Genomic DNA, 22881 nt, shown 5'->3' on the forward strand with positions numbered 1-22881 from the left:
ACAATGACGATTCATAAGGGTCTAGAAAGAGCCTATCAGCACATTCAAGGGGCTTTTCGAGGCTCTTGGAAAGTCAATGAGTCCATGGCTCTTCACACGACTTGGCGAATTGGCGGACCTGCTGATGTCTTGGCCATACCGGAAGATGAGGCTGATCTAGCTTATTTGCTTTTACAGTGTAAAGAATGCAAGGTACCTTGGACTGTCATCGGAGCAGGTTCTAATATACTTGTTTCTGATGGTGGAATAGAAGGTATTGTTATTAAATTGGATAATTTTTCGCAAAAAGAATGGCAAAACCATCGATTCATTGCTGGTGCAGGATGTAAATTGCCTTCTTTGGCTCGCTATACAGCACAAAAAGGATACAAAGGATTGGATTTTGCTGTAGCGATACCAGCTACCTTAGGTGGTGCTGCTGTTATGAATGCCGGTGCCCACGGTCAGTCTATGGCTGAAGTGGTGACCTGGATTGAAGGCATCAATGAACAAGGCCAAAAGGTTTGCTACGAAAAGTCAGAATTACAATATGGCTATCGTTTTTCGCGTCTGCAAAAAGAAAAAATAGTAGTGACAACAGTTGCTATGGATTTGCTTTCTCATGTAAGAGAAGAGATTGAAGCTACCATGAGAGAGGTTTTTGAAAAAAGAAAAGCTACGCAGCCATTGCAATGGCCCAATGCAGGTAGTATTTTTCTTAACCCCCCCGGTCAATCAGCAGGAAAGTTGATTGAAGAAGTGGGGATGAAAGGCTTTACCTTTGGAGGTGCCCAGGTTTCAAAGATTCATGGCAACTTTATTGTCAATCTTGGCAATGCGAAAGCGGCAGAGGTACTAGAGATTATTGAAGAGGTTCGTCGACGTGTGAAGACAACCTGCGGGATAGAACTGGAATCAGAAGTTCATGTCATCGGGAGAACCGGGGAGGCAGGTTGAATGTCAGGGGAACGAAGGATCTGCATAGAGGGGGGGCATCCTTTAGCCGGGACAGTTCGAATTAGTGGAGCGAAGAACGCCGTATTGCCTATCTTAGCAGCTTCATTGATGGCGAAAGGTTCTTGCAGGATCACTGATGTCCCAAATTTAACAGATGTTCGGGTTATGCTTGAGGTCTTATCCAATCTGGGTGCGCAAGTTCACTGGGACGAAGGAACTTTAGTTATAGATGCGACAGAGGCTAGAACCGATGAAATTTCTGCTGATCTAATGCGACGCATGCGTGCATCCAATCTCGTCTTAGGGCCTTTACTTAGTCGCTTTCGACGAGTAAAGCTTTCTCATCCTGGTGGTTGCTCCATTGGGAGTCGCCCTATGGATCTTCACCTTAAAGGATTACAAAACATGGGCGCTCGCTTTGAGGAGAGATTCGGCTACTTTGAAGTAGAAGCGGAACGCTTGCAAGGAGCCGATATTCATCTAGACTTTCCAAGTGTGGGAGCAACGGAAAATTTAATGATGGCTGCTTGCTTGGCAAAAGGCACAACGGTGATTCGCAATGCAGCCAAAGAGCCAGAAATTATCGATCTTCAAAACTTTTTGAATGCTTTGGGTGCGAGAGTGCGTGGCGCAGGCCTTGATGTAATTCGAATTGACGGCGTTTCAGAATTAGGTGGTGGCAAGCACCAGGTTATTCCTGATCGAATTGAAGCAGGCACATTTATGGTTGCTGCAGCAATTACAGAAGGCGATGTTCGAATTACGAACGTAATCCCAGAACATGTAGAGCCCGTAACAGCAAAACTTCGAGAAGCAGGCGTTATTGTACAAGAAGAGAACGATGCGATTCGTGTTATTGGAACAAAGGAACGACAAGGTATTGACTTGAAAACGATGCCCTATCCAGGCTTCCCTACGGATATGCAGGCACAAATGATGGCTTTTTTATCAATCGGTCAGGGAACGAGTGTGATATCAGAAACCATATTTGAAAATCGTTTCAAGCATGTTGATGAATTAAGAAGAATGGGTGCCAACATTCGGCTAGAAGGTCGGGTTGCTATTGTGAAAGGAGTACCCTCTTTAAGTGGTGCGGTTGTAGAAGCCACTGATTTGCGGGCTGGTTCTGCCTTGATTTTAGCAGGCCTTTGTGCTGAAAATGGTACGACTGTAGAGAGAATTCATCATATAGAAAGAGGCTATGAAAGATTGGTCGATAAACTATCTATATTGGGAGCTCAGATTCGACTAGAAGAGACCATTTTTTCTCAATAAGCTCCAGTATCTTATCACTGGGGCTTATTTTTCTGCTTTTTTAAGCATTAGACCTCTTGGAAGGGTAAGAAATCTTTGGTATAATTAACACATGGTAGTTTTTGCCACTCTAAATGCTATATTTTGATAGGAGGCACCATAATGGTTCGGAGACGTACCAATGTTCTCGCCTTCTTTTTTCTCTCTCTTCTTTTCTTATCAATCTATTACTTCATCCATTCACCCTACTTCGGTGTGACGAAAATAACCGTCGATGGCATCAACTTGTTAGAAGAAGAGGAAGTGATTCGTCTCTCTGGTGTTCGCAATGGTGAGAACTTGTGGCGTCTCGATGAGAGCCGTATTCAAGAGCAGCTTTTCTTTCACCCTCACATAAAAGATGTTAAGGTAATGCGAAAGTGGCCTTCTGAGGTTCGCTTACAAATTGAAGAAAGAAAGCCTCTCGCTGTTATAGCGCAAGGTGCTTCCTTTGTCCTCTTAGATTCTGAAGGAATTTATCTAAAATCAATCGACTCTCTTCGAAGCTTTCGTATTCCTGTTATAACAGGAATAGAGGTGACTGAAGCGAGCGGGCCAGGACAAGCTTTTCGTGACGAATCAATATCGTTTGCTTTAAACGTTTTAATGCAATTTCCACCTACATTACTTTTGCGCATTGGTGAGCTTCATGTTGGTGTCGAAAGCAGACTTGTACTTTATACGACAGAAGGTATAGAGATTCGATTTGGTGTTGCTGAACATACCCAGGAGAAAGGAGAAGTGTTACAGGAGATTTTGAATGAACTTGCTTTGAGCGGCGAAACAAATAAAGTTCGTTACATAAATGTTTCATCTCCTAAAGCACCGGCGATTAAGCCAAAGGTAGGTGCGCAATTGCACGGAATCAGAAGTATGGGTATAACCATCGGTGATGGAATCTATGACTAAAAAAAGTTCCAACATCTAGAGGAAATCAGAGCTTTTTAGCGAAGAAATAGGGATCATAAAGCAAAATTTAGAAAAGAATGCAGTAAAAAAGTAAATCACTGCCATCCTAAAGGAGGTACTCCCTTTGTTTGAACTAGATGTGGATCTGAATCCATTGGCTGTGATTCGGGTCGTTGGCGTAGGCGGTGGTGGTAACAACGCCGTTAATAGAATGATCTCTCATGGCGTCAGAGGTGTACAGTTCCTTTCCTGTAATACCGATGCACAGGCTTTACAATTGTCTCGTGCTGAAATTAAATTACAAGTCGGTACAAAGCTAACCAAAGGACTCGGTGCTGGTGCGAATCCTGAGATTGGTCAAAAAGCAGCCGAGGAAAGTCGCGAAGATTTATACAATGCTTTAAAAGGCGCTGATATGGTCTTTGTAACAGCAGGCATGGGTGGTGGTACGGGAACTGGTGCAGCACCTGTTGTTGCGGAAGTGGCTAAAGAATTGGGTGCCTTAACTGTTGGTGTTGTAACCCGTCCTTTTACTTTTGAAGGTCGGAAAAGAGCCATGCAAGCTGATAAGGGCATTCAAGAGCTGCGAGCTGCAGTAGATACCTTAATTGTCATTCCCAATGACAGACTTCTTCAAGTGGTGGACAAGCATACGCCCATGAATGAAGCTTTTCGTTTGGCTGATGATATTTTACGCCAAGGCGTACAAGGAATTTCTGATTTGATTGCCGTACCTGGATTGATCAACTTAGACTTTGCTGACGTAAAAACAATTATGACTGATACAGGATCTGCTCTTATGGGTGTTGGTACATCTACTGGTGAGAACAGAGCTGTTGAAGCGGTGAAGAAAGCAATTTCGAGTCCTCTGCTAGAGACTTCCATTGATGGAGCTCGAGGCGTCCTTATGAACATTACTGGCGGCGTTAATTTAGGTATGTTAGAAGTAAATGAAGCAGCCGAGATTGTAACAGAAGTCGCTGACCCAGAAGCAAATATTATTTTTGGTGCCGTCATTGATGAATCGATGGAAGATGAAGTACGGGTTACTGTCATTGCAACAGGATTTGATCATGTTGAAAAAATGGCCTTCCGTCAAACAGCGACCACAACAACGTCTTCAAGAGAAAAAGTTTTGATTCATGGGCAACGTTCTGCCAAGCAGAATGAGGAGACAGAATCAGCGCCACCGCCACCGCAACCATCTTTTCCACCAATCGATGTAAAATCGGTCAATCCTCTTACGGATGATATTGACATTCCAGTATTTCTTCGGAAACTACGCAATCGCTAATGGAAAACTATCTCAAATAACCTTGCAAAGAGTTTTGCAAGGTTATTTTTTTATTTTATTAGGCTGTTAACGCAAAGTGTGACATTTTTTGTAAAAACTGTCGGGTATAATGTTCTTGTATTGAAACAACGGTGGTGTTCAGAGGGAGTGCATGAGAGAGTCATTATTTATTGGGATGTTCTGTGGTTGCTCAATTTCATGATGGATATTTTACTGCTATCTATCACAGGGTCTGTTCTGCGCTGGAAGAGTAGAGTCCCTAGAATCTTGTTGGCTGGTGCAGTAGGTGCCACCTTGTCTATCTTGTTTTTATGGGTTCAAATCTATGATTTTATTTTAGGGCTTTATAAAGTAGCTCTTGCTGTTCTCATGGTCAAGATAGCTTTTCCAATCAAGGGGATGCGGCAACTTTTGCAAGGCTCAATCATTTTCTACTTAGGTGCATGGGTAGTAGGTGGGATTTTCTATGCCTTTGCACCTTCAGAGAAATGGTTCACAGGTATCTTTTTCTGGTTGCTACTGATTCTATCAGCCTTACTAGCAGCAATGGGACTTACGTACTGGCGTAATCATGGGCAGAAAAGAGTTTGGCAAGGAGATTTACTTTTGAAAATACATGCTGAAGAGATCAAAGTTAGAGCGCTTGTAGATAGTGGCAATCAGCTTGTCGATCCCTTAACAGGCAATCCTGTCATCATCGTTGAGTATCAAGCTCTTGCTCACCTGCTGCCCCCAGGATGGAGTGAGAGTGCAGCTACAGATGAGTCTTTACGACCTCGCTATATTCCTTACACATCCATGGGAAACCCTCAGGGCCTCCTTCTAGGTTTTCGACCCACCAGAGTGGAACTGTACCGAGATAATGAAGTGATTCATTGTCATGATGCAATCGTAGCTTTAAGTCACCAACGGCTCGATCCATCGGGGCATTACCAGGCTTTAGTTCCTACGGCTTGGGAACATTAGTTTCTATGAAAGGAGGTATGTTTGTTGATGGAGAAGCCGCTCTTGCTATTTAAGAATATGGGGCGGTCCCTCGAATCGAGCTTTATGAAGCTACTACAAAAATTTGACCTCTTATCAGAAGTGCATTATATCGGTTCTAGTGAAACCTTGCCTCCGCCACTAACAAATGATGAAGAAATTCATCTCTTAGTACAACTAGAACAAGGCGATTTAACTGTTAAATCGATTTTAATTGAGAGGAACTTGCGTCTGGTCGTTTATATTGCACGCAAATTTGAGAATACAGGTGTTGGAACAGAAGATCTTGTATCTATTGGTACGATTGGATTAATCAAAGCAGTCAATACTTTTGATCCATTGAAAAAAATAAAGTTAGCTACATACGCATCACGATGTATAGAAAATGAAATTCTTATGTATTTGCGAAGAAACAATAAGACGCGATCGGAAGTATCTTTTGATGAGCCTCTAAATATTGATTGGGATGGGAACGAATTATTGTTATCCGATGTCTTAGGCACGGAGAACGATATTATTTACAAATCCATTGAAGAAGAAGTGGACCGTAAACTGCTACATGCAGCGATGAGCAAACTAACATCGAGAGAACGCAAAATCGTTGAACTCCGTTTTGGTCTTCGTGATAGTCGAGAAAAAACACAAAAAGAAGTGGCAGATTTGCTAGGCATTTCTCAATCCTATATTTCCCGATTGGAAAAAAGAATCATTAAACGCTTGCGCAAAGAAATCCATCGCATGGAGTAATTTTTTTCATGGAGCTACGACAGTATAAGGCACTGCTGGCAAGCTCATACTACTGTATGTGATGAATAGCAGTGTCGGGAGGGTTGTCCATGATGGTCAACAAGGTGGAAATCTGCGGTGTTAACACTTCAAAATTACAGGTGCTAACGAACGCAGAAATGCGAACCTTGTTTCAGGCCATGCAGTCAGGAGATATTTCTGCTCGAGAGAAGCTGATCGGCGGCAATCTGCGCTTGGTGCTCAGCGTAATTCAACGTTTTACCAACCGCGGGGAGTATGTAGATGACCTTTTTCAAGTCGGTTGTATTGGTCTTATGAAAGCGATAGACAACTTTGACCTTAGTCAGAATGTAAAGTTTTCTACTTATGCTGTGCCTATGATCATTGGGGAGATTCGTCGCTATTTAAGAGACAACAACCCTATCCGAGTCAGTCGGTCTTTGCGTGATATTGCCTATAAAGCGCTACAAATACGAGATCAACTGGTCAATCAGCTTTCAAGAGAGCCTTCTGTAACAGAAATTGCAGAAGCTCTGGGATTTGCCCGAGAAGAAGTCGTCTTTGCTCTTGATGCCATTCAGGAACCGATATCACTTTTTGAACCCATTTATCATGATGGTGGTGACCCCATCTTTGTAATGGATCAGATTGGTGACGAGAAAAACCAGGATGGACAATGGCTTGAAGGCATCGCTGTACGAGAAGCCTTGCGGAAGCTAAATGATAGGGAAAAGTTGATTCTGACGCTTCGTTTTTTTGAAGGAAAAACGCAGATGGAAGTAGCCGATGAGATTGGAATTTCTCAAGCACAAGTGTCGAGACTGGAAAAGGCTGCTTTAGGACATATGCGTAAGCATCTGTAGCGCCAAGCGCGCAAGTTTTGAGCGATAGCACTTATTTAAGAGTGCTATTTTTTTTATTATTGAAAGGGTTGGGCTTGATTTTGTCACGAAAGGAGTGGGTGCTTCATAGTATATAGTACGAAAATAGCTACCTTGTGGTGGGGTCAGGCGTTATTTACTCACCGTTCGCCACTAAGTCTTGGAATAGCAAGCTATCCCTTAACTCCGTTCGACTTGCATGTGTTAGGCATGCCGCCAGCGTTCGTCCTGAGCCAGGATCAAACTCTCCAAAAAATTATGGGTGAGCCTGATAAAGCTCTTAATTGACTTTTTTTGATAACTTTTGTATTTATAATGAAGGTTTCGAAAAACCATCACCGAATCTGCAAAAGCTCTCAGAATTGATTGGTTTGTCGTAAGCCCGAAAGCTTCGACATTTTCGCACGCTTGACTTGTTTACAACTGTTTGATTTTCAAGGACCAAATGCTTATTGAAAAGCGTTTTTTGTCGCTTTCTGTCGGCGCTTTCTCGCGGCGACAAGAAGTATTATCACACAACCAAAATGAAATTGCAAGCATCATTTTTTTCCATTTTCAATTATTTTATGCTTTTTAAATTTTTTATTTTTATAAACAGCAAGAAACCCACCTGTTTTCAGGAGACAAGTGGGTTTCTTCCATTATTGATTGCCTACAATCCATCTGTCCTTTAAAGTTTGCGCTTATTTTGTAACAAGTAGTTTTATCGTAAAACATCGTTACAGGAGCATTACCCTTTGCTTTCAAACCCAATCGTTCTTGTTGTAAAAATATCTCTAAATAATAAGAATAAACTTGTCGTCATAACGAAGACGAAGATACTCGCAAAGATAAAAGGATCAATGCCCCAGCGTGTAAAGTAACCTGTTGCAAGGGGTCCTAAGACAACACCAAGAGAAAACATGCCATAGAAAAGGCCGAAGGCGGCACTTCGTTCTCCATCATCAGAATTGTCTACAACTGTTGCTGTGGCTGCGGGAAAGAGTATGCCAAAACCAAACCCATAGATAACCATCATAACTACCATAGAGGTTAATGTTGTTGCCCAAGCCAGTCCACCCATCGCAAACATCACAATAATCATGCCAATCAGAAGAGGAACTTGACGTCCTATCTTATCAGAGATACGACTCAAAGGCGTTACAAAAACAAGAATCGCAACGGCAGCAAAAGCACTAAACAATATGCCGATAGAAGTACCTGACAGACCATTGGCTTGTGCAGCAAGTGGCAATGCAAAGGCCATTGTGCCTTTCGCAAAAAGCAAGATGAAAGCAGCCACATAGGCCATGAGCAAGTTAGGTCTACGTAACAACGAAGGAATATTCACAGAGCGGTCTTCCTGTGCCACCGGGGTCGCTGGTAGCACTTTGCGAACAACAAAAGCTGTTACGATAAGCAATGACGACATTATGTAAAAAAGATGGTAAACCGTTAATTTGTCTAATATGATACCACCTAGCATGGGTCCTAACAATGCTGCTACGGCAATGGCTATACCGGACTTGGCCATTTGCTTTCCTCGCTCACTCGGTGGTGCAAGTTCAGCCAGGTAAGAAAAGGCAGCAGGAACGACAACAGCCATACCTAGGCCGTGAATCAATCGTATCGCTAATAAAGTATAAGCATCATTTGCAATGGAATAGCCAAAAACTCCAACTGCAGCTAGCAATAGACCGAAGAAGATAGCATTTCTTCTTCCTATCTGCCCAATACACCAACCAGCTCCAAAGTTACCGAGCATGTTGGCAAAGGAATAAGCCGAAGTGACTACAGCAGTAAGAAAGAGCCCTGCACCTAGTAGTTGAGCGTAAAGGGGCATGACTGGCAACTGAACAAATGTATCCATGAAAGCGATTACAACCATGGCGTAAATAATCCACTTTAGCATTCAATCCCTCCCCTTCGATCGTAGTACCTTGTTAATCTACAATTTTCTACAGCTTGTACTATATGTGTTATCATAATCTATTTATACCCTAATGCAGTAATGGCGTCAACGGGGTGAGAAACGAATTCATTAAAATACAGATTCTTTCTTTTGTATAAACATTCTCAGTACACTTTACCAAAAATAGGGTGTCACGTAAAAATAAGATTAGCAAAGAGCAAGCATTGAATCAATAGCTTCTTCTACCTCCTCTAATCGCGGAGATCGATAGAGATAGCCATAGTCACCAATGGCTCTCGCTAAAACAGGGCTTATAGAGCTATGATGGGGTACCTTAGAACCGTATTGTCGAAGTATATCATCGTGCGAAAGTATATACTTTTTATTATTTTTTCTTCCTACGTAAGCACAATAATATTTCTTTTCGTAGTAAAAAGTATTTTTCTCGTCAACTATACCATTGGCCCATTGTTGATAGAGATCAATATCATTGGCGTAGTTAAACATATCCATGGTTAATCCACCGGGTGGTCGCATATTTACTTCTAAAGCAATAAAGCGATCATCAGCTGTACGGAAAAATTCAAAATGAAAAAAACGTTGTCGAACTTGATAGGCATCTACAATCTTCATGCCCGCTTCAACTAACTTGCGAGGAATTTCTCGAAGAGAATAGTAGTAGATATGCAAATCTTCATTAACTGCTTCCATAACACCTTGGCCATAACGATGAGAAGTATAAAAAAGAACATTGCCTTCTTTGTCAGTTAAACCATCAAAAGAATAAATCGTACCTTCAATAAATTCTTCCATAATGTAGTCTCCATAATAACCAATGGATTCTTTTTGGCAAAAGAGATTCTCTAACTCCTCTAGGCTATGAATTTTGTGTGTATTTGCAGCACCGACGCCAGAATTCGGCTTTAACACAACAGGAAAGCCAACAATCTGAAGAAAAGCACGCGCTTCTTCTAAAGTTTGAACAACACGACCTTTCGGTACTTCAAGTCCCGCTTGCACGAAAACCTCTTTCATAAGACCTTTATTTTTCATTTTTGCGATTTGATCTTTCTGAACCCCCCAGACATTAAAGTCTGTTCGCAGCTTTGCTTCATACTCCAACCAATACTCATTTAAGGAGTCAATGCGATCAATCTTACCATGACGATGGGTAAAATAACCACAAGCCCGCAGTAGTTGGTCATAATCTTCCATGGAATGAACTTGGTAATAGTCAGTTAATGATTCTCGTAGTTCCACAGGCAAATCTTCAAAAGGTACATCAGCAATTCCAAAGACTTTTGCCCCTGCCTTCTTTAAAGCCACTACAAAGAGATAATAGTTTGATGGAAAATGAGGAGATAAGAAAAGAACGTTCACAGATCAGCCACCCTTTCTATAATTCTTCTTTCAGATCTTTAAACTCTCTAATTCTTTTATCCATCCTTCCAAGCGAATATGTCGCAAAATAAAATATAGATCAAATTCGCAGTTCTGTTTAATTAAGCCATTCCTCTTATGAATTAACGTAAAAAGGGTAGACTAAAAACATAAATTACGAAGTCTCTATGTACAATCTACCTCTCTCGTATTAGATATTCAGCACCCAGTTAAATCTTTCCAAATATTCAGCCTTCATTCTCCCTTTTTTATAGGCATCTTACCCTTACATTCAAAACAAAAAGGAGTCGAAAGCAAAAATGGGTTTATTTGGTGAATTGATTCAATCTTTTCTCAGGTTCCTCTTATACTCTCTCATTTCATTGGCTTTGGCGCTATCTACTCTTAATCAACAAGAAGATAGCTATCACGAAGAAAATAGGAACCTATAGCCAGCTACTACAACGAAGTACCTATGACGGATTGCTTTTCAAAGTCTCTGTATCTTCGAAGACCCTGATCCCTAACTTTAAATTGCAATGAACCATTAAAGCTGTTTATTTCCGGCAAACCAAGTAGAGCGAGAGGCTCTTTATCTACCATTTGACGATATTTTTCTGCTTGATGAAAAGCAATGACTTCAAAATGAGGTCCCCGCAGTTTTAGATGTTTTTGCTCCGCTCCAATGAAAAAAACTTGTTGTGGCACATAAGGCATCAACAAGAGCTGCGGTCTTGAAAAACCAACGCCATAAGGCGCCAATGCTTCGACCTCTTCGATCAAGCTAACAGAGATATCCTCAGGTCGAACCAAAGCCGTAACGTCAACAGAAGGCTCAAAAAGAGTAACATCTACCCCTTGAATAAAGCCTCTCAGACGTTCCCTTAAAGAAGCTATATCTTCTTTACGCAAGGAACAACCAGCGGCCATATCGTGACCACCGCCTTTCACCAAAAGGTCGGCACAGCCATCGACTAAGTACTTTTTGAGAGAAAAACCTTTTACTGTTCGAGCAGATCCTTTTACAATCCCTTCTTCGGTGCTATCTGTTAGTACCAGTACAGGTTTATAAAAGCGTTCTTTTAGCCGAGAAGCGATTAAACCAACAATACCTTCGTGAAAAGACTTATCATAAAGTACATGGAAGCCCTCTTCCTTCTTTACCAAAGTCTTAGCCATCTCTGTTTGGCTTTCCGTCATTTGCTGTCGCAATTGATTGATTCGTTTTAGAGTACCCGCCCATTCATAGGCTTTGGTAGAATCGGAGGTCAACAGCAATTCTACGGCTTCAAAAGGCACACCTTCAAGCCTACCTTTGGCATTGATCATAGGTCCAAATATAAAACCTAGATGATAGTGTCCATTAATGTCACCTTGTAAACTTGTAACATCTTTAATCGCTCGAAAGCCCAAGCGTGTTTTTTCTCCCCAATTCAATAGCTTAAGACCGTTTTTGACAAAAATTCTATTTTCTCCTCGCAAAGGCATCACATCGGCTACAGTACCTAGAGCAACCAGGTCGAGAGAACGAAGCAATTCTCTAGGTCGTTGCACCTCATCGAAAAGAATTTGCAACACTTTAAAAGCAACACCAACACCGGCCAACTCTTTGAAGGGATAAGGGCAGTCTGGTTGCTTTGGATTGACTACAGCGCTTGCAGGCGGTATTGTCTTATCAGGTTCGTGATGATCTGTAATAATAACATCCATACCCAATTCTTGAGCTCGTTTGACACCATCTATCGCAGCGATACCATTGTCTACAGTCACAATAAGACGAGGCGTCCCTCGTGCTGCAATTTCTTCTACACCTTGCACTTGCATACCAAAGCCACCGACAAAGCGACTGTTGATATACCAATCTACAGTCGCACCGAGCTTCCGTAAACCTTCAACAAGTAATGCTGTCCCCGTAATACCATCGGCATCATAATCACCGTAAATCGTAATTGGAATCGACTGCTCAATCGCAGCCTTGATCAAAAAGGCTGCTTTTTTTGCGTCTTTTAACAGTCCAGGATCGAGTAAATCCTGTACGGAAGAGCGGAGAAAGATTTCCGCTTCTTCGGGCTTAATTCCGTTTTGAAATAGAATTGATGCTTGTAAAGCCGTTACACCTGCATAATCGGGTATTGCGAAAGAAGGCAATAGCCACTTGGTCAAATTAAATCACCTCATTCTTCTAATCATTCGACTCATTTTGTTTAAATCCTACGAGGCGAAAGAAAGGTATTCTCCATTCTTGAAGAGAATAAACAAAAAATGCTAAAAAAAAACAATCAGGAAGGTGAGACCATGTGAGCAAAGCATTGTGGAGATGGCTACTAGATATGATGCCTCATGATGATCTTGTAAGCTTGGCCAGGGTCATGCATGTGAAAGTACCTGGTTTTCGTCAAATCGTACTGGATCATCGCATCCATTTGTTACGACCTCGCTTAATCCAAACAATCATAAATAGCAAAAGTTTTATCAAGCTACAAGAAGCAATGGATAGGCATATGCAGGGACAAGAACCTTATCTAGCCTGTCGAGAAAAAGACAAAGAGCAACTGTTAGAGCTTATCTATTTAGGTGCCAACCCAGCGACACTTTTGAGCGCTCTTATATCAAGCCCTGAACAAGAACATCAGGAAAAAGCAGAATCTTTATTTATAGAACTACGAGAATCAGAAAAGCTTCAATCTTATGAAGAACAGGTTGCAGAAAAACGAAAAGACGATATAGAACAGAAGAAAATCCTAGATACAGCTGAACAGTGGCACAAGCAATATCAAGAAATCGAAAAGAAATTTATAAAATTAGAAGAGAAGATTGGTAAATTAAACCAGAGTTTGGAGAAGCAAAAAAATGAATTTGATATAGAAAAAAAGCAATGGCACCATGAAAAACAGGGATTCTTACTGGAAATTAAAGAGAAAGACAAGAGAATTAAAGATAAAGAAGACGAAATCCGAAGAATGACTGAACTCTGTGATACTTTACACAAAAACATTGCAAAATACTACTTCATGGAATATAAATCACCAAAAAGTGGAGGCTATGGCAGAAGCAGAGATAGTTACTGCAGCAGCGACTGCAATTGCTATTACAACTACAATTGAAGACATTGATAAATCAGAGTCTTCACAAGAAACAGATGAAACTTGTCCAGTAATTGTCAAACAGCAAATAGCTCTCGTTGGTAAGTTGCCTCCGAACCTTCACCGTCTGCACAATCTGAACCGTTATACTATACAAAATGTTACGACCGAACATATTACCAAGGCTTTTGAAGATCGCCTTTTCACCCACTCTGATCAGGTCTGGGTATTAAACTACGATATTCCCTTGTTTATTAAGCGAAAATTACGCAGAGAAGTAACCATTGATAAATATTTTGAATTTAATAGTTTGTCTGACTTGCAAAGATATCTAAAACAAGGGGAATCAGCAACATGAGAAACAGCAAATGGAATTTTGACGTCATAGGCGTATTGGCCAGTGATGAGTATGTAGCGACGAAAATGAATGGTGGCGCAGTATTCGTAAATCGTCAAAACTCATTGCAATTTTCAGTGCAGTTGATTTCAGAAACACCAGAAGATTTTCCAAACAACAGTCTTTATACAGCTATGCCTCTGACATTGAACGATATGGCTTTGAAGAAAAGTACTACGCCAACGAATACCATAGAATTGATGATTTGAAGGATTTCCTCGCTGAAAAACTATTTATTTTTCGACCGGAGCGACGTGGGGATTATTTTTATATCAAAGACGTACGACTTGTACCCAAACCTTTGTCTTATATGAATACATCAACCTATGTAACGCTCCCTCTTTTTAGTAAAGTTCAACACGGTTATAGTTATGATGATTTTTTGAAAAAACTGATAGATCAAGAACTTGTAGGACCGATTCACGCGTATGCAGAAGGAGTCAAAACGCCGCCTTTCCTTTTATGGCGAGATGATGATCATTCTTTTTTTATCTTTGGTGAGTTGATTGAACATCGCCAAAGTCATAACAATTACGCTTTTTACTACGAACAGTTAAAAAAGATCTCTTTCCCAGAAGCCTGGTTCGAAGAAGCTATAGAAGTGCCCGGAAACGATACGCTTCTATTTTTATCAAAAGAAAAACAGAGCCAGATCTATGAGCGTATGAAAAGCACAGAAGATCTCATAGCCTCTAGTAAAGAAGAGAACTCGTTAAACGATTCTACCTTACTAGAACAGGATCCCAACGACAGACTGGTGGCGATGCAGTGCTGGGAAGAAAAGTTGCTTTCTTTAGAGACCAAAGAAGGGGACTCATCTGAATCTCTGTTTATACAAAATTTTATGCAAATCACACGAGAGCAAGGTCTATTATACGACTGGAAAGATTTGATTCACTTCCATACTGCTATGAAAACATCGAATCTAGTCATTTTAGCGGGAATGAGTGGCACTGGCAAATCGAGGCTTGTACAAGCTTATGGTAAAGCGTTACAACTCAAAGAAGATCAGTTGGCTTTTATACCTGTTCATCCTTCTTGGAATGACGATGCTGATCTGATTGGTTCGGTAGATTGCAGAGGCAAAGTGTACCAACCAGGGCGAACTGGTTGATTGATTTATTGCTGCAAGCCTCTAAAGATAATCGTCGAGACAAGGGGCTTTATATTGTCTGTTTTGACGAAATGAACTTAGCTCGTGTTGAGCATTACTTTTCTCAGTTTCTTTCTGTTCTTGAAATGGATCCTTCTCGTAGAGAACTTCATCTTTACAACAAAGAATTGGAATCAACGCTCCTTAACTCCGCTCAATACCCGCCATCCATTGCGATTGGTGATAATGTTCTTTTTGTCGGAACTGTAAACATGGATGAATCGACTTATCATTTCTCTGATAAAGTCTTAGATCGAGCGAATGTTATTCGACTGAATATCCTTCCTTTTGAAGATTTGAAAAAATTAAAGTATCATAAGGAAAAGAAAAGTATAGGCAAGGAATGGACTTATAGTGAATTTCAATCTTTCATAAAAGAGCAAGAAGATTATGATTTAACAGATCGAGAATTGTCGTTCTTGCGACAATTTCACCTACAACTACAATCAATTAATAAAAACATGGGCATTGGCTTTCGCATTCTACGACAAATTGATCGGTATTTGAAAAATTTACCTCAAACACCCTTTGTAACGCGCAGTGATGCCTTTGATCGGCAGATTGTACAACGAATTTTAACCAAAGTGAGAGGTCCCGAAGAACAGCTTAAATCCGTACTTGGCTCATTTCATGTAGAACGGCAAGGGCAAGTAGACGGACCCTTGATAACTCTCTTAGACGAATATGCCGATTTATCGGCTTTTGAAGAGACTCGCCAAACTATATATCATAAGGCGAAAGAGCTGAGTATGTATGGCTACACAGTTTGAGGCGCCTCCTTTTTCTCTTGCTTTTCTTAACGGCGATCGATTTATTCATCTAAAAGAGTTTTTTGAAGAAGAAAAAGAACTGTATCAGGCTGAAGCAGGCCTTAAGATTCGAGAGAACTTGAATCTAATGCTCCTTTTTCGTTCTTCTGACCCGAAAGCTCGCTTCTACATGGATGGTTTGGAAACACTGCCTGAAAGAATGATTCTACGAGATGAAGAAGGGCAAGCCTATTTAGCTCCATCAGAACAAGAGTACCTTCTTTTTCGCTATGACGATTATCCTCTCATACCCGGTTACTATAAGCTAACTGTTTTTGTTTTTGGTAAATCGTACCATGCGCTACTGCAAGTTTTGCCGAAGCAAATGACACAAGCCCAATGGGAAAGTATGAAAGAAGAATTGGAAAAAGAGCTGCACGATTTAGCTCTCAACCTTTTTAGCAAAAATATGGGTCAAGCTATTCCAACACTTAAAGAATTGCCTTCGCGCCTCTGGTTTCGCTTTATAATGATTCAGAAGTCTTATAAACCCGTTATGGCTGCTCTCAGCGATCTCTATCGAAAGGCTAACTATCGAATACAAAAAAATCGCACCTTCGATTATGATCTTCCCGAAAACCGTTGGCTACGTCAAATTATAGCTACGATTGAAAAGAGCCTTCAAGAATTCCTTCAGGCTTTGCATGAACAAGAGGAAAAAGCAAGAGCTATCCTTTCGGATAAAAATCTACTTTCCTCAAAAAATAAAACTTTGTCTATTATCGGTCATTATCGAAGTCAATGTGAAAGAATGATAAGTAGCTTTCGCTTTATTTGCCAAGCGCCCTGGTACAAGCAAGTACGTTCTAGACCAAAAGAAATGATCCCCCAAGTTATGATGACAGATTTTCGATATGCTGCACTTTATAAGCTTTATAAAGATCTGCGCAAAGAAAACATAGAAGTTGCTTTAGACAGGACCTATCAGTATCAATGGAAAAGAACAGACCTGCTTTATGAAAACTGGGGCTTTCTAAAGATTTGTAACGCCTTAATGAATGATCCGCTCCGATACGAAGTGAAAAGCGGTTGGCTTTTTGACCTTGACTTTTCTGATCATCACCTTTTCATACCTTCTTTGCCTTCGGGTACGACCATTGTGCTAGAAAAAGGCAAGACAAAGCTTCATCTTGTCTATGACGCTTTAATTCCTCGCAAAAGTGAACAAACAGAAAAATATAAAGCACCACTTTATATCAAAGGAACCCACGATCGTCCCGACGGACGCCTGGACATTTATCAAGAAGAGGTCTATGGCGGTAGCATTTTATTTGACTTTAAGTATAGGCCTTGAAAAACTTTTGGGATCCTCAGAGAATTGATGCACCCAGTCGACCCGGTGCAATGAGACAACTACTGGCTTATGGTGCTTATTGTAAGTCTCCCTATCTTATGGGAGAAGGGTTTCATGACTTTTTGCGTCGCCATAGTAGCCCTGTACCTGAAGTTTGGGCTATCTATCCTACCGATTATGACGAGAAAGTAAAAGTTCGGTTTTACAAAGACTACGATTTAAGACTACTTAAAATGTGCCCCGATACAGATTTAAATCATATAGGCGAAGAGATCCACAAAGTGGTTGAAGCAATTTTAGAGAGGGTAGAAATCTTTCAATCTCTTCAAAAAAAAGAGACATAAAGCGAGAATGAGCAGAGGCTCGTCGGGTTTGTAGCCTGACGAGCCTCTTTAAGAAGAGCACTATGAAGCTGAGATAAATGGCTCAGCTTTACCTTCCTCCTGCTTTTTGAATCATATCATGATGCTGACGAATATATACGTCAGAGGCACTACCATGGGCTGTACTATTGAGCAGGTAAATATCAAAGTGACCTGTGACACCGTTGTTGTGGATGGTATTGAAGCTATGAGGCATTCCAGATAGAGACCCTGCTATGTTCATGCCGTCTTTGAATATAACGATAGCACGAGGTGTCCATGTCCATTGCTGGTTAAAGATCTCACGCATAATTGCCGTATCTTGCATTGTGAGCGGCTCAACATCAGCATGATTGTATCCACCCATCATTTTAACTTGAAACCTCTTGTTCGTCTCTATATCAACGACTGTGAAAATATCGTTTCTTCTAAGCAAGTATTTTCCTTCTAAAAACCAGTCTACTACAGTGCCTACTTGAGCAGGCGCTTTGTGTTGTCCTGGTGTTACCGTATATAGCCTAGGCGCATAGCCAGAGATAGCGATTTTTTCTCCTGCATTAAACCATTCATGAGGTTCCATATAGTTATACCTCAAAAGATCGTGAACAGCCACACCAAACCTCCTGGCAATAGAAGAACCTGTATCACCAGGTAAGACAGTGTAGGTAACGGCAGGCCATTGCGTCACACTTTCTCTATCTCCACGCGATGGCGATGGCGATGGTGCTGCTGGCGGCGCTGAATAGCTTGAGCCATTGCCTTGTGGAATTAGTAGCTTTTGACCGACCCAAACTGTATCATTGGTAAGTTTGTTCAGAGAACGAATTTCGTCTATCGTAACATTGAACTGCATACTAATTTTCCACAGGCTGTCATTCGGTTGTACCACATAAGAATGAGTATTGCCGCTATTATTAGCAGGTAGATCTCCCTCTTGTAGTAGTAAGACTTGCCCTGGCCTGATTTCATCACTGGTAAGTTGGTTTATGTTTTTTAGTTTTTCAATCGTGAGACCATATTGGTTTGATAAGATCCATAGCGTATCACCGGGCTGTACCGTATGGCTCATGACCTGATTCCGCAATTTCAATATCTGTCCGACGTAGATAAAATCATGTTGTAGCTGATTTAACGACTTAATCTCGTCAATGGTCATATTAAAAGTACGCGAAATTTTCCAAAGACTATCGCCAGCTTCAACAGTATATGTAGAAGGAACGGCCGTCTTGGCCGTCATCATAGCAGGGGCGCCTAAAAGAAATGCAGACAAAGTCATGCCTATGAGAAGCCTTTTCGTACCCTTTTCCAAAGTTTCACCACTTTCTGATGCAGGAAGGGGTGCTAAGACATCTCACCTTCATAGGCTCTACTATAATAATTCTGGTAAGGGTACAGTTTTTCGGTAGAAAAAGCGCTAGTATTACAATGGATTAGCAACCTTTATTTGGGTGTCATCGAATTATTTTAAGAAATCTCTCTGATAGGACATTTTACGAATGGCAAGATAGATCAACAAGATCAGATTAAAAGCTGCGACTATACCGTAATAGAGAAGCAGATCCCACCACCAACCTAAAAAAAGCAAAAGAGCACTGATAATAAGCAACCTCGGCATGGCTTTTCCAAGCTGAGAAGGCAAGTCCTTTTTCTCATCTTCTTCATCCGATAGATTTGCTTCTTGTAAAGACTTTTCTTCTACTTTCACGTTGTAGATTGCTTCTATCGATGGCGAGGGATCCATAGAGCTTTCATTCATATTCTTCCAAGATATCCAGAGTTGAAGGAACAGGGGACTAAGAAGAACAATAGCGGCAGCAATGGCCAGATATATTTGCCAAGAACCGCCCGGCGCTAACAATGCAAATAGAAGATAAAGCACTATCAATGTCGCTGCTATACGTAGTAAAATTTTGCTAATACTAATATTCATGGAAAATTCCTCCTCTTAGCTAGAGATTGCCCTTGTTCAGATTTTTTTATCCATATATTGATAATTTTTGTTTCCCTATTACAATAAAAGACTTATGTCCTCTTTTCTCAGGACATAAGTCTCATGCGATTCTTATTAATATTTGGTATATTTTCCTCAGGCCTTTTATTTTGCCAACTTGACCTTAACCAATCCCCAGCCAAAATCATTAGATCAGGAGGTGCAACTGTAATCTAATTTTTCCTGCCAGAAGCTCTGGCAGGTTTTTTTATATCCAATAAATCATAACTCGACTCTGGTCCCGTATGGCTGTCATATAATCACCTGGAAAACCATTGACAATAATCTGAAGGTTCTTTTTTCCAACAGGTGGCGTAGGGTCGAAACCAATTTTTGCTAGCAACTCTGACAGGATAAGTTCTGTAGATTTGCCTGCTAAAATTACAATCTGATCGCCCTCTTTAAGCCATTCTTCTCCCGTTGCAACTTTTTGATTTACATAAAGTTTTGCTTTTTCACCGGGAAAATTCCATTCTTTGTCGTTGATCAGAACACGCAGATCCTGTCCATTCCATTGCTTTAGATCCACAATTTCTTTGATCTGCATTTCTGAGACAGTCGCATACTTTAACTCAATTCTGTCGCCTTCTTTGACCGATCCATTCAATGAAGCGACAGAACCATTTACAGTAAGCTTCGGCATTGATATTAGAACTTTTTTCTTTTCACCATTTAAGGTATAGGAAATGGAATGTTCTTCTTTTAATGAATCTAGTTGTCCTAGGCAGTCTAAAAGATTAGCGACAGTATCAATAGATTGATACTGTATTTTAGCACCATCTACTAATGCTGTCTGTAGGGTAACTTTTTTTCCATTCATAAATATCAGAGGCTCTACTTTAACAGGTCTACCGTTAAGAATTACAGCTACAGCGCGTAAAGTCGGTACAACATCTTCAATCAATCCTTGCCCATTTTTACCCGTTTGCGATTCTATGAATTCAATGGCATCGCCATGTTGGACAAGACTGTTAAGTTTGGCTTTTTCACCATTAACGGACAATTCAGCGCCTTGACCAACAGTTCCTCGTAATATTTTTACTTGACCGTTTACTTCTACAGTGAGGGCCATTCCAGGACGCCCATGTATGCTCTGCATGCTAACACCAGCCGAAAGTAAAACGTCTCCTATAGTTCCTTTGCGCATATTTAATAGGCGAACGGACTTTCCGTTAAGCGTAACTTCAATAAAACTTAAGGTTTGATGATTCAGTGATGTGATTGCAATGCCCACAGGCGTTACATATTCTGGACCTTTCATCGTATTTATGTAACCGGTTAAACCTTTCAAGCTTTCTCTGCCACGGACACCGACACGTTCACGAGGCAACTCCAATGCTTCAGCTACTTTCTCTGGCAACAAAGGAGTAAGAGAGCCACCACCTATCAAGATGATTGCTTGTGGACTTTTTTCATTCAATGTAAGGATCTTGTCAGCAATTTGTTGCGCTAGATTGGACACTGTTGGCTCTAAAGTGGCAAGAATTTCTTCAATTTCATAGCTCTGCTCAAAACCAAGAATATCTTGAAATCTAATTCTTTCTCTTTCTTCTTTTGATAATAAGAGCTGCGCTTGGACATCTTTTTTGATTCGTTCACCTTCAACAAAGTCTAAAAGGTACTTTTGACAGATTGCTTCTGTCATTTCATCACCTGCAATAGGAACCATTTCATAAGCTTTTATGGTACCTTCCGCCGTGATAGCAATATCAGAAGTACCTGCACCTATATCAACAAGTGATAAGTTCAATTGTCTCATATTCGCTGGAATAACCACGTTGATAGCTGCAATTGGCTCTAAAGTTAAACTTTTCATGGTTAATCCACATCGTGCTAATACAGAGAAAAGAGAATCAATGACAACTCTTGGCAAAAAGGTGCTGATTACTTCTACTTCTGCAACTTTTCCGCGTTGTCCTACAAGACTTCCAATGGCTTGTCCTTCTAGAAAGTAATGCATAACACTATAACCAACGCAGTGATAGTCTTTTACAATATCGTCATCATGCTTTTTAATGGATCGTAAAGAGTTCTGCACCGCTGCTAATTCGAGCGCTAGTTGGTCTTCTACAGAAAATTCTTGAAGGGTCGTCCATTCTTGTTTCTTTTTACCGATCGTTGTTTTTAGAGTCCTTCCAGCAGCAGCTACCGCAACCGTCGTTAGGGATTGGCCTACTTCTTTTTCGAGAGCTTGTTTGACTTTATCAACAACTTGTGACACTTGTACTACGTCGTGAATCTGGCCATCTAACATGGCTCTATTCCGATGTTCTTCAATGACCATATGTAAAATTTCTAGACCTTCTTCGGTTTTTTTTGCCACAAGTCCGATAACGGTGCGCGTTCCAATGTCTAATGCAAAGATAGTTTCATTACAACAGTCCATGGCGATCCCCCTGCATGCAAAATGGGTCTCTCTACTTTCGACTTAGCAGCATCATTTTCCTGCAACACCAGCGAAACTGTTACACCTCCCACCTTCACCCTCCCTGCCTCAGTAATTGGCTTTAGGCGGATAGAAGTCTAAGAAACTTTTCTTTACTGAGGCCTGCTTGTTGTAAGATGCCCATGAGCGTTCCTTTTTTCAAATCTTTTTGATTCCCTGGAATGGTTACTGAAAAGACTGCCTTCGGTTCAACTTTCACAAACCTCATATGGCTTCCTTTTTGTCGTCTCTGTTCAAAACCTTCTCGACAGAGTACTTTCGCAACATCCATTCCTGACAGGGTAGGTAAGCGGTGGGCTATCTTCATAAACAGCGTCACCTCCAGTTTCTTAAGGAGGTGTAACAGTTTCTAAGAAGAATTATTCCCTTTCTTTATTCCTTTTACGTACAAGCTTTTTCAAAGCTTCTTGTATAAAGCTGATTTCATTGGTACATGATAGGAATGCCTGTCTATTGTTCAAAAAGGAGTTGATAATTCTGTACCAACAATGGATAAAGCTCTCTTTTTCCTTGCTTCTAGCAGGTACACTATGCTTTCAATTCCTTATCATTGATCCGAAAGAGGCGCTGGCAGAGCGAAAAGTACCTTTTCCTTTGCCCATCTATCATGAACCTGTAAAAACGATGGATCAGATGGTAATGAAAGGATATCAGATTTCTGTACCTATGGAAGTAGAAGCAACAGCCTATGATGCATGTCTTATATGTTGTGGCAAAACAGATGGCATTACAAAGTCCGGTGTACTTGCACAAGAATGGTACACAGTCGCTGTAGATCCGAACTTAATTCCACTAGGGACGAAAATCTATGTACCTGCTTTTGGGCGTGTTTTTGAGGCACAAGATATAGGCGGTAGCATACGTGGTCGTAAAATGGATTTTTTTCTACCGGATCATGAATCGGCGCTTCTTTTTGGAAGACAAAGTTTACAAGTCTACTTGTTAACAGGACCTGATCAAGACAATTTTACCTTGCCCGTAAGCGATACTGTTGATTCAAATTCGCTGTAGCTCATTACGGGGTGGCACGGA

22 protein-coding genes are annotated in these 22881 nt (G+C 40.9%); 15 read left to right on the plus strand and 7 right to left on the minus strand.

Translation table 11 applies throughout. The features are described 5' to 3' along the window. Positions 1-3 precede the first annotated feature (3 nt). The 7 genes from murB to sigG all read left to right on the plus strand — a co-directional run bounded on the left by murB (position 4) and on the right by sigG (position 7026). Positions 4-936, plus strand: a complete 933-nt coding sequence (gene murB, locus FTV88_RS08015; protein WP_153725153.1) for a UDP-N-acetylmuramate dehydrogenase — start codon at positions 4-6, stop codon at positions 934-936. Then, complete coding sequence (murA, locus tag FTV88_RS08020) at positions 937-2211, plus strand: UDP-N-acetylglucosamine 1-carboxyvinyltransferase (RefSeq protein WP_153725154.1); 1275 nt, start codon at positions 937-939, stop codon at positions 2209-2211. Positions 2212-2352: 141 nt separating this feature from the next. After that, positions 2353-3138: a cell division protein FtsQ/DivIB gene (locus tag FTV88_RS08025; RefSeq protein WP_153725155.1), complete on the plus strand. Its 786-nt coding sequence runs from the start codon at positions 2353-2355 to the stop codon at positions 3136-3138. 124 nt (positions 3139-3262) lie between these two features. Next, on the plus strand, positions 3263-4432 hold the full coding sequence (ftsZ, locus tag FTV88_RS08030; RefSeq protein ID WP_153725156.1) for a cell division protein FtsZ: 1170 nt from the start codon (positions 3263-3265) through the stop codon (positions 4430-4432). A gap of 147 nt (positions 4433-4579) precedes the next feature. Beyond that, positions 4580-5398 carry a sigma-E processing peptidase SpoIIGA gene (locus FTV88_RS08035; RefSeq protein WP_279236715.1) on the plus strand — a complete coding sequence of 273 codons (819 nt, stop codon included), beginning with the start codon at positions 4580-4582 and terminating at the stop codon, positions 5396-5398. A 57-nt stretch (positions 5399-5455) separates the two neighbouring features. Further along, positions 5456-6163: an RNA polymerase sporulation sigma factor SigE gene (gene sigE, locus FTV88_RS08040; protein WP_153726570.1), complete on the plus strand. Its 708-nt coding sequence runs from the start codon at positions 5456-5458 to the stop codon at positions 6161-6163. Positions 6164-6252: 89 nt separating this feature from the next. Beyond that, positions 6253-7026 carry an RNA polymerase sporulation sigma factor SigG gene (gene sigG / locus FTV88_RS08045; RefSeq protein WP_153725158.1) on the plus strand — a complete coding sequence of 258 codons (774 nt, stop codon included), beginning with the start codon at positions 6253-6255 and terminating at the stop codon, positions 7024-7026. Between the two features lie 748 nt (positions 7027-7774). On the opposite strand, the gene FTV88_RS08050 is transcribed toward sigG, so the two are convergent. The 3 genes from FTV88_RS08050 to recJ all read right to left on the minus strand — a co-directional run bounded on the left by FTV88_RS08050 (position 7775) and on the right by recJ (position 12478). Next, the gene (locus FTV88_RS08050; protein WP_153725159.1) at positions 7775-8935 is read right to left on the minus strand and encodes an MFS transporter; all 1161 of its coding nucleotides are present in this window, start codon (positions 8933-8935) and stop codon (positions 7775-7777) included. A 207-nt stretch (positions 8936-9142) separates the two neighbouring features. Next, the gene (locus tag FTV88_RS08055; protein WP_153725160.1) at positions 9143-10315 is read right to left on the minus strand and encodes an ATP-grasp domain-containing protein; all 1173 of its coding nucleotides are present in this window, start codon (positions 10313-10315) and stop codon (positions 9143-9145) included. A gap of 459 nt (positions 10316-10774) precedes the next feature. Beyond that, on the minus strand, positions 10775-12478 hold the full coding sequence (gene recJ, locus FTV88_RS08060; protein WP_153725161.1) for a single-stranded-DNA-specific exonuclease RecJ: 1704 nt from the start codon (positions 12476-12478) through the stop codon (positions 10775-10777). 134 nt (positions 12479-12612) lie between these two features. Here recJ and FTV88_RS08065 point away from each other — a divergent pair, with 134 nt between their 5' ends. From FTV88_RS08065 to FTV88_RS08095, 7 genes are read left to right on the plus strand one after another with little or no spacing between them, the layout of a single operon-like run. Next, complete coding sequence (locus tag FTV88_RS08065; RefSeq protein ID WP_153725162.1) at positions 12613-13419, plus strand: hypothetical protein; 807 nt, start codon at positions 12613-12615, stop codon at positions 13417-13419. Beyond that, positions 13358-13756 carry a hypothetical protein gene (locus FTV88_RS08070; RefSeq protein ID WP_153725163.1) on the plus strand — a complete coding sequence of 133 codons (399 nt, stop codon included), beginning with the start codon at positions 13358-13360 and terminating at the stop codon, positions 13754-13756. Before FTV88_RS08065 ends, FTV88_RS08070 begins: the two co-directional genes overlap by 62 nt. Next, entirely contained in the window at positions 13753-14004 is a 252-nt protein-coding gene (locus FTV88_RS08075) for a hypothetical protein (protein WP_153725164.1), read from the plus strand. Before FTV88_RS08070 ends, FTV88_RS08075 begins: the two co-directional genes overlap by 4 nt. Then, a complete protein-coding gene (locus tag FTV88_RS08080) occupies positions 14001-14909 on the plus strand; it encodes a hypothetical protein (RefSeq protein ID WP_162007954.1) in 909 nt (302 codons plus the stop codon). The genes FTV88_RS08075 and FTV88_RS08080 overlap by 4 nt, the downstream gene beginning before the upstream one ends. After that, complete coding sequence (locus tag FTV88_RS08085; protein WP_153725166.1) at positions 14906-15718, plus strand: DUF8727 domain-containing protein; 813 nt, start codon at positions 14906-14908, stop codon at positions 15716-15718. The genes FTV88_RS08080 and FTV88_RS08085 overlap by 4 nt, the downstream gene beginning before the upstream one ends. Continuing rightward, the gene (locus tag FTV88_RS08090; RefSeq protein WP_153725167.1) at positions 15702-17051 is read left to right on the plus strand and encodes a nuclease domain-containing protein; all 1350 of its coding nucleotides are present in this window, start codon (positions 15702-15704) and stop codon (positions 17049-17051) included. Before FTV88_RS08085 ends, FTV88_RS08090 begins: the two co-directional genes overlap by 17 nt. After that, positions 17048-17395 (plus strand): hypothetical protein, encoded by a 348-nt coding sequence (locus FTV88_RS08095; RefSeq protein ID WP_153725168.1) that lies wholly within the window; start codon positions 17048-17050, stop codon positions 17393-17395. Before FTV88_RS08090 ends, FTV88_RS08095 begins: the two co-directional genes overlap by 4 nt. A gap of 88 nt (positions 17396-17483) precedes the next feature. Here FTV88_RS08095 and FTV88_RS08100 read toward each other — a convergent pair whose 3' ends face one another. The 4 genes from FTV88_RS08100 to FTV88_RS08115 all read right to left on the minus strand — a co-directional run bounded on the left by FTV88_RS08100 (position 17484) and on the right by FTV88_RS08115 (position 22156). Next, positions 17484-18722 carry a LysM peptidoglycan-binding domain-containing protein gene (locus FTV88_RS08100; RefSeq protein ID WP_153725169.1) on the minus strand — a complete coding sequence of 413 codons (1239 nt, stop codon included), beginning with the start codon at positions 18720-18722 and terminating at the stop codon, positions 17484-17486. A 150-nt stretch (positions 18723-18872) separates the two neighbouring features. Then, a complete protein-coding gene (locus FTV88_RS08105; protein ID WP_153725170.1) occupies positions 18873-19343 on the minus strand; it encodes a hypothetical protein in 471 nt (156 codons plus the stop codon). Positions 19344-19611: 268 nt separating this feature from the next. Then, positions 19612-21789 (minus strand): cell division protein FtsA, encoded by a 2178-nt coding sequence (locus FTV88_RS08110; protein ID WP_153725171.1) that lies wholly within the window; start codon positions 21787-21789, stop codon positions 19612-19614. Between the two features lie 121 nt (positions 21790-21910). Beyond that, a complete protein-coding gene (locus FTV88_RS08115) occupies positions 21911-22156 on the minus strand; it encodes a type II toxin-antitoxin system HicA family toxin (RefSeq protein WP_153725172.1) in 246 nt (81 codons plus the stop codon). 146 nt (positions 22157-22302) lie between these two features. Between FTV88_RS08115 and FTV88_RS08120 the strand changes: the two genes are divergently transcribed. After that, positions 22303-22860 (plus strand): 3D domain-containing protein, encoded by a 558-nt coding sequence (locus tag FTV88_RS08120; protein ID WP_153725173.1) that lies wholly within the window; start codon positions 22303-22305, stop codon positions 22858-22860. The last annotated feature ends 21 nt before the right edge of the window (positions 22861-22881 follow it).

The sequence above is a fragment of the Heliorestis convoluta genome, assembly GCF_009649955.1.
In the GTDB taxonomy this organism is placed as follows: domain Bacteria; phylum Bacillota; class Desulfitobacteriia; order Heliobacteriales; family Heliobacteriaceae; genus Heliorestis; species Heliorestis convoluta.

Bases quoted from the DNA above. Each gene is read 5' to 3' on its own strand.
- FTV88_RS08025 (WP_153725155.1), top strand. From the start codon at position 2,353: ATGGTTCGGAGACGTACCAATGTTCTCGCCTTCTTTTTTCTCTCTCTT.
- FTV88_RS08110 (WP_153725171.1), bottom strand. From the start codon at position 21,789: ATGGACTGTTGTAATGAAACTATCTTTGCATTAGACATTGGAACGCGC.
- sigG (WP_153725158.1), top strand. From the start codon at position 6,253: ATGATGGTCAACAAGGTGGAAATCTGCGGTGTTAACACTTCAAAATTA.
- murB (WP_153725153.1), top strand. From the start codon at position 4: ATGACGATTCATAAGGGTCTAGAAAGAGCCTATCAGCACATTCAAGGG.
- FTV88_RS08105 (WP_153725170.1), bottom strand. From the start codon at position 19,343: ATGAATATTAGTATTAGCAAAATTTTACTACGTATAGCAGCGACATTG.
- FTV88_RS08115 (WP_153725172.1), bottom strand. From the start codon at position 22,156: ATGAAGATAGCCCACCGCTTACCTACCCTGTCAGGAATGGATGTTGCG.
- sigE (WP_153726570.1), top strand. From the start codon at position 5,456: ATGGGGCGGTCCCTCGAATCGAGCTTTATGAAGCTACTACAAAAATTT.
- FTV88_RS08050 (WP_153725159.1), bottom strand. From the start codon at position 8,935: ATGCTAAAGTGGATTATTTACGCCATGGTTGTAATCGCTTTCATGGAT.
- FTV88_RS08070 (WP_153725163.1), top strand. From the start codon at position 13,358: ATGGCAGAAGCAGAGATAGTTACTGCAGCAGCGACTGCAATTGCTATT.
- murA (WP_153725154.1), top strand. From the start codon at position 937: ATGTCAGGGGAACGAAGGATCTGCATAGAGGGGGGGCATCCTTTAGCC.
- FTV88_RS08090 (WP_153725167.1), top strand. From the start codon at position 15,702: ATGGCTACACAGTTTGAGGCGCCTCCTTTTTCTCTTGCTTTTCTTAAC.
- FTV88_RS08075 (WP_153725164.1), top strand. From the start codon at position 13,753: ATGAGAAACAGCAAATGGAATTTTGACGTCATAGGCGTATTGGCCAGT.